Raw genomic sequence first — 13,074 nt, forward strand, 5'->3', positions numbered from 1 at the left:
CTCCGCACGACCTCGCCTAGCCGACAGTAACACCAAAGATCATACCCACCGCTGCGGTCGCGGCCATAGCAAGCGCGCCCCAGAAGGTGACACGAATGGCTCCCTTGACGATGCTGGCACCTCCGGCTGAGGCGCCGAGCCCGCCCAGCACCGACAGCGCCACCAGAGTAGTGACCGCGACGATGAGAGTGATCTGAGCCGCAGGCACGAGCCCCGCAATGATAAGAGGGATGACCGCCCCGACGGCGAAGGTCGCCGCCGACACTAGGGCAGCCTGGATCGGATGCGCGGTCACGGTCTCGGAGATGCCGAGTTCGTCGCGGGCATGCGATCCGAGCGCGTCGCGTTCGGTCAGCTGGTGGGCCACCTTTTCCGCCAGGTTGCGATCCAGCCCCCGGTCCACGTAGATCCGGGTGAGCTCCTCGAGCTCCGCCTCAGGCGTTTCCGCCAGCTCGCGGGTCTCGCGGGCAAGATCGGCTTGTTCCGCATCGGTCTGGGAACTGACCGAGACGTATTCTCCTGCTGCCATGGACATCGCACCGGCCACGAGGCCAGCCAGCCCCGCGATCAGGACCTCCGGCTTTCCCGATCCTGCCGCGGCGACGCCGACCACGAGGCTCGCGGTCGAGACGAGCCCGTCGTTGGCGCCGAGAACGGCGGCCCGCAGCCAGCCGATGCGGTGCACCATGTGGATCTCGGAATGCGAGAGGCGGCTCATGGCGTGGCTCCTTGCGCGATGTCGTCCTGCCCGGAGGAGACAGCCTTTGGTTTCGGAGTGGTGGGTTCATGGGGTGCGATGCGCAGCGCACGGAGGGCGTTCAGGATCACTGCAACGTCGATGATCTCCTGCAGGAGCGCCCCCTGCACCGGAGTGAGATAGCCGAAAGCCGCCGCGATCATGCCCATGACCGACAGGCCAATCCCGGCGACAACGCTTTCGACAGCGATGCGGCGCGCCCCGCGCGCGATCTCGATCCCCGGCCCGAGCCGGTCGATCCGGTCGACGAGCAGCACGACGTCGGCCGCCTCCGCCGAGGCAGCGGCGCCGCGTGCGCCCATCGCAACACCCACATCGGCCGCAGCGAGTGCAGGCGCGTCGTTGACGCCGTCGCCCACCATCATGACCGGCCCGTGCTTGCGCTCGCTCAGCACGAGCAGAACCTTCTGATCGGGTGTGAGGCCGGCGCGAAGCCCGTCGAGACCGAGCCCTTCCGTTACGCGCTCGGCCACGTCGGCGCGGTCGCCGGTGGCGAGCAGGATGCGCGCGATCCCCTCGCGGCGCAGACCGTCGAGCATCGCGCCCGCGCCATCGCGCAGCGGATCGGACATGACAAGGTGCCCGGCCATGTGCCCGTCGACGGCGACGGCGACGAGGACCGAGCCGGCGGCAATGACGGAATGATCGCCGGGCCGCCTTCCGACGCGAGACGCCACGAAGGCATCCCCACCGACGATGACCTTCCGGCCTTCGACATGGCCCACGACGCCTTCACCCGGGATCTCCGCCACGTCTGACGGAACGGGCAGAGAGAAGCCCCGCGCCTTTGCGGCGGCGACGATGGCCTGCGCGACTGGGTGTTTCGAGGCCTGGTCGAGCGATGCCGCGAGGCGCAGGATATCGTCCTCCGCCATGCCGTCGTGGCTGTCGATCGAGACGATTTGCGGCCGGCCGTCGGTCAGTGTGCCGGTCTTGTCGAGGATCAGCGTTCGGATGCGCGCCATCGTCTCGAGCGGTCCCGCGCCCTTGATTAGCACCCCGAAATGCGCGGCGCGCGACAGGCCGGCGACGAGCGCCACCGGCACGGCCAGGATCAGCGGACAGGGCGTGGCGACGACGAGCACGGCGACGGCCCGGATCGGGTCGCCGGTGAACCACCACGCAGCGAAGGCGATGCTGACCGTGGCCGCGAGAAAGCCCAGCGACCAACGGTCGGCCAGCCGCGACATCGGCGCCTTCGAGGCCTGCGCCTCCTCGACCAGCCGGACGATCCCGGCATAGGTGCTGTCCTTGGCTTCTCTCGTCGCCGTCAGGTCGAACGCCTCGCCTGCGTTTGTGGAGCCGCTCATGGCTTCGGCGCCGTGGGCGAGGCGCACCGGCAGGGACTCGCCCGTCAGCGCGGAGGTGTCAACGAAGGCCGTCTCCGAGGCCACCATGCCATCCACAGGCACCACGTCGCCCTGCCGGATCAGGAGACGGTCGCCGGGCGCGATGTCGTCGAGCGGGACCTCCTCCAGCCCGCCGTTGCGGTGCCGGGTCGCGCTCCGGGGCACGCGGGAGAGAAGGTCATGCATCTCGCGGCGGGCACGGCCCTCAGCGAAGGCTTCGAGGAATGTGCCGCCCGAATACATCACCGCGACGACCGCCGCGGCGAGCGTCTCGCCGAAGACGAGAGCCGCCGACATCGACAGCGCGGCGACGATATCGAGGCCCACCTCGCCGGAGCGCAGGCTGCGCAGGATCTCGACCACGAGCGCAGCGAGCGCGGGAACGACGCCGGCGATCCAGATCAGGTTCGCTGTTTCGAGTCGGCCGGAAAAGTAGAAGGCAAGTCCCGCAATCAGGCCGGTCGCGGCAATGAGCAGGATAGCGGTCTTGAAGCGGTCGGTCCGTGTCGTCTCCATGCGGCTCATCTCCCCTCGGCTGAGGCGATTGCCGCTGGCTCTTCGGAAAATAGTCGTCCGACTCCCACGCCCCGTGCGCTGGCATCATCATAGCGCAAGAGGAACAGGGCGTCGAGCCCGCTTCGTCTTGCGAGCGCCGCGCCTTTGTCCGGCCCAAGCACCATGAGGGCCGTCGCCCACGCATCAGCTTCGGCACAGGTTCGAGCCACGACGGTGACGGAGGCCGGCGACGCGATCAGCGGCGCGCCCCGCCTCGGGTCCATCGTGTGCGACAGGCGGCGCCCCTGCACCTCGACCCAGTGACGGTAGTCGCCGGAGGTCGCGACGGCGGCATCCTGAAGCGCGAGGATCGAATGCGGCGTCCGGCGCTTGGTGTCCGGCGCCTCGACCGCGATGGTCCAGGCTTCGCCGTCCGGCCGGAGGCCCATTGCACGCATCTCGCCATCGATCCCGACGAGTCCATCTGAAATCCCATGATCGCGCAGGGTCTCGGCGAGCCGGTCCACGCCATAGCCTTTGGCGATGCCGTTGAGGTCGAGCGCGATGGGCGCGGCCTTGCGCACGCGGGCGTCGTCCATCTCCAGCGCCTCATGTGCCGGGCGGCGCGAGGCGGTCATCGCGGCGCGGATGCCATCCGGCGCGGCGTCCCCGGGCCCGAAGCCCCAGGCTGTCACCGCGTCGCCGATGCCAATGTCGAACGCACCGCCCGAGGCGCGCCCGATCTCGAGGCCGAGGCGCAGGACCGCAGCCAGTTGCGCGGGCACCGCCACCCATTCTCCCACCGGCGCCGCGTTGAGCCGCATCAGGTCGCTGCCCGCGTTCCAGGTCGACATCTGTCCGTCCACCTCTTCCACGACCGCCTGCAGCGCCGCGCGGATCGGGGCCGGGTCGAAGTCCGGCTCCGCGAAGAACAGCGCCGACCAGCGCGTGCCCATGGTCGGTCCGTTCAGAGCGATGCGCGCGCGCTCAGTAGACATCTTCGACATACCGCCCCTCCGCCTTCAGGACCGCCGGCGTCAGCCCGGCCGGTGCGAGGATCTCGGCCAGCGCCTCGGCCACGCCGGCGGCCATGTCTCGTCCGCCGCAGACCATCACGCGCGCCCCATTGCGGATGAGCTCCGCGACCTGAGTGGCCTCGCCGCGCAGCGCGTCCTGGACATAGTGGGGACGCGCCCCGCGTGAGACGGCCGTGACCAGCCGGGTCAGACGCCCCTCGTCCTGCCAGCCGCGGAATTCCTCGCCGTAGAAGAAATCGCTGTCGCGATGGCGCATGCCGAAGAACAGGTGAACCGGCCTGCCGCGCGTGTTGCCGCGCACAAAGCCCGCGAGCGGCCCGATGCCGGTCCCCGCGCCGATCAGGATCAGCGGCGCACGGCTCCGCCCCGGACGGAAACCGGGGTTGGGGCGCAGGAAAGCGCTCACCGTGTCGCCAGGTTCCAGCGCCGTGAGCTGACCCGAGCAGAAGCCGCCGGGGTGCTTCTTGACCACGATCTCGATGAAGCCGTCGCGGCGTCCGGAGGCAAGCGAGTAGAGCCGCGGGACGGCGCCTCCTTCGGGCAGAATGCTGATCAGGTCGCCGGCCTGGAACCGGGCGAACCCGCCCCCGAGCAGCCGGCACCAGAGCGAGGCGCGCGGAAGCGCGAAGCGGAGGATGGCGGTCGGCGCCTGCACCTCGGCGCCGTAGTCGCGCCGCGAGACGAGGGTCAGCGTGGTCGTTTGCGGTTGGACCGGCTGATGCGACAGTTCGAGGTCGATCCCGAGAGCGTCTCCAAGCGCCCGGCCCCAGCGCGCGAAATCCTGCGGCGATTGCCGGTCGATGGTGTCGAGAGCCAGCAGTTCGGGCCAGCCCTTCGCCTGCGCCGCTGCCGCGACGTCCCTGGCGAAGGCGCAATAGGCCGGAAAGCTCCGGTCGCCGAAGCCGAGTACCGCGAGAGGGATGTTCGGCGCGCGGTCGGAAGCGTTCAGCCGGTCGAGAAAGCCTTTCGCCGACGCGGGCGCCGCCCCGTCGCCATAGGTCGCGGCGAGCAGGATGATCCGCTGGGCGCTAGTGTAGCGCTCCGGCGTGAAGGCCGACATCGGGCCGACATGGACGCTCTGCCCGGTTTCTGTCAGTGCGGCCTGCAAGGTCGCGGCGAAGCCCCAGGTGCTGCCGCCCTCGCTGCCGACAAGCAGGACCGTCTCGGCGCGACCGGCAGGCTGATTGCCCCGGATGCGCGGCCGACCGCGCCGCCCTGCGAGCCAGACCAGCACGCCGGTCGCGCCCATCGCGGGCACGCCGAGCGCCATGAGCCCGAGCATGAGGCCGAGCGTCGCTGCCCCCTGTCCAGTGTGCAGCATGTAGATCGTTTCCGAGACGCGCTCCCATCCCGTGAGGTCGGCCCACGCCAGGAGGGCCCCGTCGCCCTGATCGAGGTATCCGGTTCCCCGGTCCGTCTTGAGCGTGAACACGTCCGTCGCATCGCCGGGATAGGGAAAGCTCAGCTCGCGCAGTTCGGCGACGGGCGTCTGCTGCAGCGTGGGCATCCGGTCCAGCGCGAACCCCGTCTCTCCACTGACTTCGGTCGGGGCGGCCGCTATGGCGCCTCCATCCGGCAGGAGATCGAAGGTAGACGCAGTCATCCAGAGGGCGGTCGTGGAGGACAGAACGAGGCCGACGACGGCGATCCGGGCGATCTCGACGTGCAGCCTGCCCGCGAGCGGACCACGCAAGCGCGCGAACCAGTGCCGCCAGCCGCCCGCCCGCCGCACGACAAGCGCGGCGCCGGAGAGCGAGAGGACCAGCATGGCGGCAGCCCCTGCAGCCATTGCGATGCGGCCTCCATCCCCGAGGAACAGCGACCGGTGCAGGTTGGTCAGCCAGCGTTCGGCCTGGTTCGGGTCGGCCGAGGCCACGCCCTCGCCCGTCGCCGGGTCGATCACGGCGGCGCCCGGCGCACCCTGATCGAACCAGTAGGCGGTGATCCGACCTGAGGGCGACCGGCGGATCTGCTCGACGCCCGGATAGACGGCCTGGATGCGGTCCGCGAGAGCGGCGACGGTCAGTCCGGCTTCCGCCTGCGGCGCGGCGATGCGCTCGGCCGTAGGGAAGACCGACAGAGCCGCGCCGCTCAGGCTCAGGATGGTGACGAGCGCGAGGGCCAGAAGACCCGGCCAGCGATGGAGTGCACGGATCATGGCCCCGCTCCTCACATGTCGTAGGCGAAGCTGGCGATGTACCGGCGCCCGGTCACCGGCGTGCCCGCGCCATCGGTCGTGAGCGGGACGGCCACCTCGTTCGGGCTGTCGCGCATGTCCTCGACGGCCGCGTCGATGTGGAGCGTGTAGCCCGCGTCGAAGAGCGCGTCGGCGAGGTCGAGCGTGATCTCGAGCGTGCGGCCCGCGCCGACGCTGGCGCCGGTGATGCCGTTTACCTGCGCGGTGTCGCCGCCGGTGGCGCGGTACCAGTCGCTCAGATGCTCGTAGTACTTGGACTTGTCTCCCGCCATCCACAGGCTGCCGACATAGGCGCCGGAGGCGTCGGTGACGTAGAGCGCGAGATAGGCCCCGTCGCCGCCGTAATTGTTGAGGGTCGTGGTCAGGGTCACCGGCCGCGCCATGGCGAGGCCGGGAAGCGTCAGCGCCGTGGTCAGCGCGAGCGTTGCGAGAAGCGATTTCATCGTGATGATCCTAGTTCGGAGGGGGCTTCGGAGCGGTTCAGTTCACCTGAACCTGCGGAGGTGCGCCGTTCCCGAAGAGACCGTTCTGCGGCGGGGCGACCGTGCCGGCGGGCGCGGGATTGCGAGCGCTACCGCTGCAATCGTCGTCGTCATCATCGTCGTCGCAGTCGTCGTCATCGTCGTCGTCATCGTCGTCGTCATCGTCGTGGCCGCGACGCGAGCCGTCCCGCCAGCGGTCGTCGTCGTCATCATCGTCGCTTGCGAGCACGAGCGGCATGGCTTGCGAGGCGTCATCGAAGAGCGCGGCAACGGGCCGAAGGACGCCATCGGCCGGGGCTTGCATCGCGCTCCAGGCGGGGACGCCGATCGCGGCGGTCAGCGCCGTGGAAGCGACCAGAAGTGTCAGGGTCTTCTTCATGGCAGGGTCTCCTTGTCATCTGCTGACAACAATCTGGAGACGCGACCTGAGGGCTTCCTGACGCATCGGCGATTCCCGCTTCAGCTTGCCGTCAGGAAAAGAGCGGCTTCCGAAAGAAAAAGGCCCCGCCCGTGAGGGCGAGGCCAAGGGGCGCCGCAGGGATGGTCGGCCTTGGGTGTGGGTGCGATCAGGCGATGTCGCCGGGACCGGGCCCGCGTTTATCGCCTGTCACCATGGCGCGCGCCAGGTTCTCGTGGTGACGGAAGGATGCCAGCACGACGCCGCCCACATGCAGCGCGGCCAGCAGCAGCATCAGGTTGGCGAGCGTCTCGTGGACCTCCTTCAGCGGTCCCTCGACCTCGCCCCGCGCGCCATATTCCCGCTCGTCACCGTCGTCGTCGGCCCAAGCGGGCGCCACGATGGCGGGCATGGACGGAAGCATCGCCAGACGGGCTTCGTCCTCCATGAGCCAGCCAGTGAAAGCTGTCCCCGACAGCGTGACCAGCAGCGCCATGACCATCGCCGCGCCCGCCGGGTTGTGGCCGAGGTAGCGCCGCTCGCGTCCGCGGGTCATGTCCCCGAGATAGGCCAGCGTCTCGCCGGGGCCTTTCAGGAACTGGGCGAAGCGCGCGTAGCGACTGCCGACGAGGCCCCAGACCAGACGGAAGGCCACAAGTCCGGCGACGGTGTAGCCTGCGAACTCATGGACGGGTTGCAGCTCGTCCGCAGTCAGCCATGCGGTTGCGAAGGCTGCGACCAGGCCCCAATGGAACACGCGAACCAGCGGATCCCAGACACAGATCTTGCTGCTCGGCCCCGTGCTCATCTCTGGCGACTGGTGTGAGATTGCGTCAGTCATCGTCACCTCCTTCGCGATCCCGGCGGGGGCGATGGTCCTCGTCCTCGTATTCGAACTCGATCACCTGCAGCGTCGCCGGATGAACGGTCACCTCGATCCGGCGACCCTCGGCGTCCCGACCGTCGATCTCGTAGCAGCCGTCGTCGATCTTGATCCGGCGCACCGTCCAGCCGTTCTCCTCGGCCAGCCGGGCGACGGCGTCGCGCGGCTGCCAGTCGGCCATCGGCACGAAGCAGTCGTCGTCCGCCAGCGCGACACCGGCCGGAAAGACCGCGAGAAAGCCGAGAATTGTCAATGTCTTCTTCATGGGCCAAACTCCTCGCTACGGCCATCTTGACGCAATTCATGCGCGGCGAAGCTGACGGCAGCCTGAAGGGACGTGCGCCGCCGCTTCAGCTTCGTGTCAGCCAGACGGATCATGGAGGGTCATCGGAAGAGGAGGGGGACGAGCATGCGCATCCTGCTGATCGAGGACGACACGGTGCTTGGCGCGGCGGTGCGCGACCAGATCGCGGCCGAAGGGCAGTCGGTCGATTGGGTAATGCGCCTCGATGCGGCCGGCGACGCGGCGAAATACACGTCCTACGACCTGATCCTGCTTGACCTGATGCTGCCGGACGGGCGCGGGATCGGCTTCCTGAAGAGCCTGCGCGCGCGCGGAGACGTGACACCGGTCATCATCCTGACCGCGCTTGATCAGGTGTCGGACCGGATCGAGGGGCTGAACGCGGGCGCCGACGATTATCTCGTGAAGCCCTTCGATCTTGCAGAGTTGTCCGCGCGCATTGGATCTGTCGCTCGACGCTACAGCGGCAACCCGAACCCCATCGTCACCCACGGGCCGCTGGAAATCGATCTTGCCGCCCGCAGCGTTCATCGCGACGGAAAGCCGATGCAACTGACTGCAAGGGAATGGGCGTTGTTCGAAGCCTTTCTCGCGCGCCCCGGTCAGCTTCTGTCCAAGGCGCAGCTGGAGGAGAAGCTTTACGCCTTCGACGCCGAGGTGGAGAGCAACACCATTGAAGTCCATGTGAGCCGCCTGCGCAAGAAGCTGGGTACGGCGGTCATCGAGACCGAGCGCGGCATGGGCTACAGGCTTGGCCGTCCATGAGATGGCCCGCCAGCCTTCAGGGCCGACTCGGCCTTTCGCTCGGCCTCGCGCTGACGGTGCTGTGGCTGCTGGCGGCGACGGTGACGGCCGTGATCGTTCGGGGCGAGTTGGACGAGGTCTTCGACAGCGCCCTGCGGGAGACTGCGGAACGGATCCTGCCGCTTGCGGTGACCGACATCGTCGGCCGGGAAGATCAGGGCGTGACGCAACGGCTCGCGCCCATCCGGGAGCACGACGAGTTCTTCACTTACCTCGTGCGGGATGCCGAGGGGCGCATTCTGCTGCAATCCCACGCGGCCGACGCGGCGGTATTCCCGCCCTGGAACGGACCCGGGTTCCGTCAGACCGCCACCCACCGGTTCTACAGCGACGCAGCGCTTCAGGACACGATCCGGATCATCGTGGCCGAGCCGCTGGCCCATCGCGCGTCGGTCGCGCGTGAGATCCAGATGGGCCTCGGCCTGCCGCTGCTCATTGTGCTGCCGATCGCGCTGGCGGCGATCATTCTTGCCGTTCGCTTCAGCCTCGATCCGCTGCGCCGGTTCCGTGCTCGGCTGGAGGCGCGCGGCGCCCGCGACCTGTCGGAGGTTCCTGCCAACGATCTGCCGACGGAGATTGGTCCACTGGCCAACACGCTCAACGGCCTTCTGGCCCGCTTGCGCGAGGCGTTCGAGGCCGAGCGCAGCTTTGCTGCGAACGCGGCCCACGAGTTGAGAACGCCGTTGGCCGGCGCAATCGCTCAGGCGCAGCGGCTGAGGGCGGAGACGCAGGAGCCGGCCACCGAAGCGCGTGCCGCCGAGATCGAGGCGACGCTCAAGCGCCTGACCCGGCTTTCCGAACGCCTCATGCAGCTTGCGCGGGCCGAAGGAGGGCGGCTGCGGATGGACCGGAGCGGGGACCTGAGGGCGGTCGCCCGCGTGATGGTGGACGATCTTGAGCGCGCCAGCACGAAGGACCGCATCGCGCTGACGCTGCCGAGTACAGCCGTCATGTCCGACATCGACCCCGACGCCTTCGCCATCCTGTGCCGCAACCTCGTGGAAAACGCGCTCCGGCACGGAGCCGAAAACACGACGGTCGACGTCACGTTGACCGCGGACGGGCTGCTGTCTGTCGCGAACGACGGCCCGGTCCTGCCACGCGACACGCTCGACCGCCTCACGGCGCGCTTCGAAAGGGCGAACGCGAATGCCGACGGTAGTGGGCTCGGCCTCGCCATCGTCGCCGCCATTGCTGGCCGGATCGGCAGCTCGCTCGTTCTGCAGTCGCCACGTCCGGGTGCATCATCCGGTTTCCAGGCGTCGATCAGGTTGCCAACTGAAGTCCCGGACACCACTGCAAGGCGCGACGCGTAGCAGGAGACGGGTGCCGGAACATCAGCGAACCCGCGCTTGGTCCCGCATCACGGCATAATCGGCCATCATGTCCGCGACCGCCGAGCCCTCCGGCAGGTTAGCCAGTTCGTCGGCTGCCTGCGCCTGAAACTCCCTGCTGTATTCGACGACCGGCGGACATGCCCCGTGTCCGCCGACGTCAGAACTGACCGTCGCGCAGCCGCTCAGCCAGATCGTCACGAGACCGAGGGCGGCGAGCCGCCGCTTCCAGCATCCGGCGTTGGACGTCATTGACCTTCTCCGTGGTTTCAAGGCGTTCTGCGAGGCGTCCCGCTCGCTCCCCGGAGCGCCGAAGCGAAAGCAGGAACAGAAGCACTGCCAGCGCGATGGCTCCGTAGCGCAGCGCCGCTCGCACCCACGGGCTGGCCGCAATCCCGGTGAGGAGCGCGGCGATCACCGCCGCCCCCGTTTCCAGTCGTCGAGGCGGGCATAGATCGTGACTGCGATGCCGCCGAGCGCGACGGCGATGAACACCCAGCGAAGCGTGTCGAGATACGGCACGAGCGGCAGAATGGCGGTCTGGGTCTCGGCCAGGACGCTCTGCGCGACCTCCACGCCGGCAGCACCCAGCGTCGCGACACCGGCCGCACCACCACCCTTCATGGTGCGGCTGTCGGCCAGCACCTCGCGCGCGGGCGGCGTCTCCGCCGCGAAGGCCGTCGCCCGGATCGGGAACCGCTCGCCCCACTGCCGTGCGGGTCCGAGGTCGACATGGATAAAGCCCGAGCGCGGGTAGAATCCGAAGCCTAGGAACCCGACCTCCCGTGCCGCCGCCTCGAAGGCCGCCGGGTCGTGGTTCGCCATGGCGATGTCGAAGGCGGCGCCGTCGAGGTGCTTGGAGCGGGTCGCGCCGCCCACAGCACGGTTGTGCTCGGGGCTGCGATAGGCCGAGCGGACGATCAGCGGTTTGCCCAGCCGGTCGCGCAGCGCCTGCAGCTTGTCGAGGGCGGCTTCGTTGACCAGCAGCTTGCCGGTGCCCCGGCACGCGATCTCGGCGGGTGAGAAGTTCGGCCAGCGCCAGCCGCTCTCGGGTACGTCGCGCCAATGGCGGTGGAAGGTTGTCGTCATGGGGGGTCCTCCGAAAACGAAAAACCCGCCTCGAGGGCGGGTCATTGCGGGCTTATGAATGGGGATGGGGAGCGGCTACGGGCCGCCGCCGAAGATCTTCAGCTTGATGGCGATGCCCGCCAGCAGCGCCAGCATCACGCCGGTGGTGATCATGCGGACAGCGGTCTGCATGGCGGTGCGGCGCACCAGCCGGATGCAGTCGACCAGGGAGCGCAGATCGCGGATGTCGAGGGCCGCCTCGTCGCCGTCGAGGCCGACATCGGCGAGCGCGCGTTTCGCGCCTTCCTCGGCCGCCCGCGTCAGGATCGCCTCGAACTCGGCGTCGGGCATGCGCACGAAGCCCTCGGATCGGGGTGGTGTCATTGGATCCTCCTTCCGCCGGTCAGCCGATCTTGCAGCCCCAGAAGGACGTGTGATCGGCGGCGAAGTAGCCGTCCGCGACCCGGAAATACCCCTGCAACTCGACGGTATCGCCCGCGGTGAGCGGGACCATGGTCTGCAGCCAGATCGCGGTGGCGAGCGAGACGTGGGTGGCGGAGATTTCGCCGAGGGAGCCGCGGATTTCGGTCGTGCCGTTCAGGACCAGCCGTCCGCGCATGCGCGCCGTGGCGCTGGCATTGACCTTGTAGAGCAGCGTCGCGCCGAAGAGGTAGGTGCCGTCCACGGGGGCGACGAAGTGGTTGTTCGCGGCGTCGAACGCGCCCTGATCGTTGTAGTCGGTGTTGTTGAGGCCGATCTTCGTCCAGGTTCCGACGCCGACGTAGTTGTCGTAGTTGGTGTACGCCTTGAACCGCGGCAGCCGAGGCTGGTCGACGATGCCCGTGGCGTTGTCGACGCTCAGCCCGTCGAAGAAGGTGCTGCCGTCGGCCGAGACCGCGAGGCGGAAGCGGTCGGAGCCGAAGAGCCCCACCAGCGCCTTGGTCACGAAGCCGGTCTGCAGGGTCAGGCCGAGATCGTCGCCCGCGGCCTCCTTGTTCATGGTGTAGAACAGATCGCCGGTGCCACCCTCGGCCACGGTCTTTGCCGTCCAGAGCGCGGCGTTCAGCTTGGCCGAGAACGGGTTCGAGGCATCCGCTGTCGTGCCCAGCCCCAGGAGCGCGAGGTTCTGCAACGCGGCCGGTGTCGTCCCGACCCAGCCTACGCCGTCGTAGACTAGCAGAAGGCCCTCGTCCTCGACCCACGCCCGCCAGCCCGCACGAGGCGGCAGGCGCAGCCAGGAACCGTCGGTGAATAGCGCCACGTTCAGATCCCAGCCCGCCCAGTCGCCCGTCGCGCCCGAGCCGACGATGTAGCGGTCACCATCGGTCGGAGAACCGGGCGGCGCGGTCAGGTTTCGGTCGAGGACCGAGAGCTGGACGAGCCCGTCGAGGATCCGCAGCGCCTCGTTGTGGGTGACGTGCTTCTGGGCCTGCGCTGCGAGGATGTAGGGCAGCAGGAGATGGGTCGTGGCGTCGGACATGGGCGGTCTCCAGAACGAAGAACGCCGCCTGCATGGCAGGCGGCGAACAGTGGCGCAGCGGTGGTACTGACGAGCTACCCGCGCTCGGGCGTCTTCCCCGGAATGGCCGACAGAACCGGGTCGGGCTTCGGCGCGTCCCACGTTGCGGTCATTGCGGCCCAGCGATCAATCTCGGCCCGGAAGGCCGGGTCGTCGATCCGCAGATGGAAGGTGTAGAGCCGATCCACGATCTCGCGCATCAGCGCGCGCATCTCGTCGTCGTCGATCCGCGAGACCTCGGACCACGGAATGCGGTTGCCGTCCGCGTCCACTACGATGACGTCGCTGCCGTCGCCTGTGCGCGAGGCAGGCACCTGACCCGCGTGGAGTGTCTCAAGCTGCGTGTTGCGCACGCAGGCCACGGCCATCACTCTGGCAAGCTGGGCTGCAATCCTGTCTTCGTCCTCGGGGCGCATGTCCCAAGCCTACGACGTAGATCGCGCGCCGT

The 13,074-nt window shown here is 68.8% G+C and carries 15 protein-coding genes; 2 read left to right on the top strand and 13 right to left on the bottom strand.

The features are described 5' to 3' along the window. Nucleotides 1–16 precede the first annotated feature (16 nt). The 8 genes from ACUSIJ_RS18120 to ACUSIJ_RS18155 all read right to left on the bottom strand — a co-directional run bounded on the left by ACUSIJ_RS18120 (nucleotide 17) and on the right by ACUSIJ_RS18155 (nucleotide 7,862). On the bottom strand, nucleotides 17–718 hold the full coding sequence (locus ACUSIJ_RS18120; protein ID WP_449309822.1) for a VIT1/CCC1 transporter family protein: 702 nt from the start codon (nucleotides 716–718) through the stop codon (nucleotides 17–19). Next, nucleotides 715–2,622 (bottom strand): heavy metal translocating P-type ATPase, encoded by a 1,908-nt coding sequence (locus tag ACUSIJ_RS18125; protein ID WP_449309823.1) that lies wholly within the window; start codon nucleotides 2,620–2,622, stop codon nucleotides 715–717. Before ACUSIJ_RS18125 ends, ACUSIJ_RS18120 begins: the two co-directional genes overlap by 4 nt. 5 nt (nucleotides 2,623–2,627) lie before the next feature. Beyond that, entirely contained in the window at nucleotides 2,628–3,608 is a 981-nt protein-coding gene (locus tag ACUSIJ_RS18130; protein WP_449309824.1) for an FAD:protein FMN transferase, read from the bottom strand. After that, nucleotides 3,589–5,796: a PepSY domain-containing protein gene (locus ACUSIJ_RS18135; protein WP_449309825.1), complete on the bottom strand. Its 2,208-nt coding sequence runs from the start codon at nucleotides 5,794–5,796 to the stop codon at nucleotides 3,589–3,591. The genes ACUSIJ_RS18130 and ACUSIJ_RS18135 overlap by 20 nt, the downstream gene beginning before the upstream one ends. A gap of 11 nt (nucleotides 5,797–5,807) precedes the next feature. Continuing rightward, nucleotides 5,808–6,278 carry a DUF2271 domain-containing protein gene (locus ACUSIJ_RS18140; RefSeq protein WP_023849189.1) on the bottom strand — a complete coding sequence of 157 codons (471 nt, stop codon included), beginning with the start codon at nucleotides 6,276–6,278 and terminating at the stop codon, nucleotides 5,808–5,810. A 37-nt stretch (nucleotides 6,279–6,315) separates the two neighbouring features. After that, nucleotides 6,316–6,696 carry a hypothetical protein gene (locus ACUSIJ_RS18145; protein ID WP_449309826.1) on the bottom strand — a complete coding sequence of 127 codons (381 nt, stop codon included), beginning with the start codon at nucleotides 6,694–6,696 and terminating at the stop codon, nucleotides 6,316–6,318. A 187-nt stretch (nucleotides 6,697–6,883) separates the two neighbouring features. Then, entirely contained in the window at nucleotides 6,884–7,555 is a 672-nt protein-coding gene (locus ACUSIJ_RS18150; RefSeq protein ID WP_449309827.1) for a cytochrome b/b6 domain-containing protein, read from the bottom strand. Beyond that, entirely contained in the window at nucleotides 7,548–7,862 is a 315-nt protein-coding gene (locus ACUSIJ_RS18155) for a PepSY domain-containing protein (protein ID WP_449309828.1), read from the bottom strand. Before ACUSIJ_RS18155 ends, ACUSIJ_RS18150 begins: the two co-directional genes overlap by 8 nt. Before the next feature lie 144 nt (nucleotides 7,863–8,006). On the opposite strand from ACUSIJ_RS18155, the gene ACUSIJ_RS18160 reads away from it, so the two are divergent. Continuing rightward, nucleotides 8,007–8,666 carry a response regulator transcription factor gene (locus ACUSIJ_RS18160; protein WP_449309829.1) on the top strand — a complete coding sequence of 220 codons (660 nt, stop codon included), beginning with the start codon at nucleotides 8,007–8,009 and terminating at the stop codon, nucleotides 8,664–8,666. Then, complete coding sequence (locus ACUSIJ_RS18165) at nucleotides 8,663–10,021, top strand: ATP-binding protein (protein WP_449309830.1); 1,359 nt, start codon at nucleotides 8,663–8,665, stop codon at nucleotides 10,019–10,021. Before ACUSIJ_RS18160 ends, ACUSIJ_RS18165 begins: the two co-directional genes overlap by 4 nt. 21 nt (nucleotides 10,022–10,042) lie before the next feature. Here the strand turns inward: ACUSIJ_RS18165 and ACUSIJ_RS18170 are convergent, their stop codons facing one another. From ACUSIJ_RS18170 to ACUSIJ_RS18190, 5 genes are all read right to left on the bottom strand, one after another. Continuing rightward, complete coding sequence (locus ACUSIJ_RS18170) at nucleotides 10,043–10,291, bottom strand: hypothetical protein (RefSeq protein WP_449309831.1); 249 nt, start codon at nucleotides 10,289–10,291, stop codon at nucleotides 10,043–10,045. 162 nt (nucleotides 10,292–10,453) lie between these two features. After that, nucleotides 10,454–11,128, bottom strand: coding sequence for a YcbK family protein (locus ACUSIJ_RS18175; RefSeq protein ID WP_449309832.1), 675 nt, complete (start codon nucleotides 11,126–11,128; stop codon nucleotides 10,454–10,456). Between the two features lie 75 nt (nucleotides 11,129–11,203). After that, on the bottom strand, nucleotides 11,204–11,491 hold the full coding sequence (locus ACUSIJ_RS18180) for a DUF6127 family protein (protein ID WP_023851444.1): 288 nt from the start codon (nucleotides 11,489–11,491) through the stop codon (nucleotides 11,204–11,206). A gap of 19 nt (nucleotides 11,492–11,510) precedes the next feature. Next, on the bottom strand, nucleotides 11,511–12,587 hold the full coding sequence (locus tag ACUSIJ_RS18185; protein WP_449309833.1) for a DUF2793 domain-containing protein: 1,077 nt from the start codon (nucleotides 12,585–12,587) through the stop codon (nucleotides 11,511–11,513). Nucleotides 12,588–12,661: 74 nt separating this feature from the next. Further along, entirely contained in the window at nucleotides 12,662–13,042 is a 381-nt protein-coding gene (locus ACUSIJ_RS18190) for a hypothetical protein (protein ID WP_165828115.1), read from the bottom strand. Nucleotides 13,043–13,074 lie beyond the last annotated feature (32 nt).

The organism is Pseudochelatococcus sp. B33, assembly GCF_053570585.1.

Excerpts from the sequence above, each read along its gene's own strand:
- ACUSIJ_RS18120 (WP_449309822.1), bottom strand. The coding sequence starts at position 718 with ATGAGCCGCCTCTCGCATTCCGAGATCCACATGGTGCACCGCATCGGC.
- ACUSIJ_RS18125 (WP_449309823.1), bottom strand. The coding sequence starts at position 2,622 with ATGGAGACGACACGGACCGACCGCTTCAAGACCGCTATCCTGCTCATT.
- ACUSIJ_RS18130 (WP_449309824.1), bottom strand. The coding sequence starts at position 3,608 with ATGTCGAAGATGTCTACTGAGCGCGCGCGCATCGCTCTGAACGGACCG.
- ACUSIJ_RS18135 (WP_449309825.1), bottom strand. The coding sequence starts at position 5,796 with ATGATCCGTGCACTCCATCGCTGGCCGGGTCTTCTGGCCCTCGCGCTC.
- ACUSIJ_RS18140 (WP_023849189.1), bottom strand. The coding sequence starts at position 6,278 with ATGAAATCGCTTCTCGCAACGCTCGCGCTGACCACGGCGCTGACGCTT.
- ACUSIJ_RS18145 (WP_449309826.1), bottom strand. The coding sequence starts at position 6,696 with ATGAAGAAGACCCTGACACTTCTGGTCGCTTCCACGGCGCTGACCGCC.
- ACUSIJ_RS18150 (WP_449309827.1), bottom strand. The coding sequence starts at position 7,555 with ATGACTGACGCAATCTCACACCAGTCGCCAGAGATGAGCACGGGGCCG.
- ACUSIJ_RS18155 (WP_449309828.1), bottom strand. The coding sequence starts at position 7,862 with ATGAAGAAGACATTGACAATTCTCGGCTTTCTCGCGGTCTTTCCGGCC.
- ACUSIJ_RS18160 (WP_449309829.1), top strand. The coding sequence starts at position 8,007 with ATGCGCATCCTGCTGATCGAGGACGACACGGTGCTTGGCGCGGCGGTG.
- ACUSIJ_RS18165 (WP_449309830.1), top strand. The coding sequence starts at position 8,663 with ATGAGATGGCCCGCCAGCCTTCAGGGCCGACTCGGCCTTTCGCTCGGC.
- ACUSIJ_RS18170 (WP_449309831.1), bottom strand. The coding sequence starts at position 10,291 with ATGACGTCCAACGCCGGATGCTGGAAGCGGCGGCTCGCCGCCCTCGGT.
- ACUSIJ_RS18175 (WP_449309832.1), bottom strand. The coding sequence starts at position 11,128 with ATGACGACAACCTTCCACCGCCATTGGCGCGACGTACCCGAGAGCGGC.
- ACUSIJ_RS18180 (WP_023851444.1), bottom strand. The coding sequence starts at position 11,491 with ATGACACCACCCCGATCCGAGGGCTTCGTGCGCATGCCCGACGCCGAG.
- ACUSIJ_RS18185 (WP_449309833.1), bottom strand. The coding sequence starts at position 12,587 with ATGTCCGACGCCACGACCCATCTCCTGCTGCCCTACATCCTCGCAGCG.
- ACUSIJ_RS18190 (WP_165828115.1), bottom strand. The coding sequence starts at position 13,042 with ATGCGCCCCGAGGACGAAGACAGGATTGCAGCCCAGCTTGCCAGAGTG.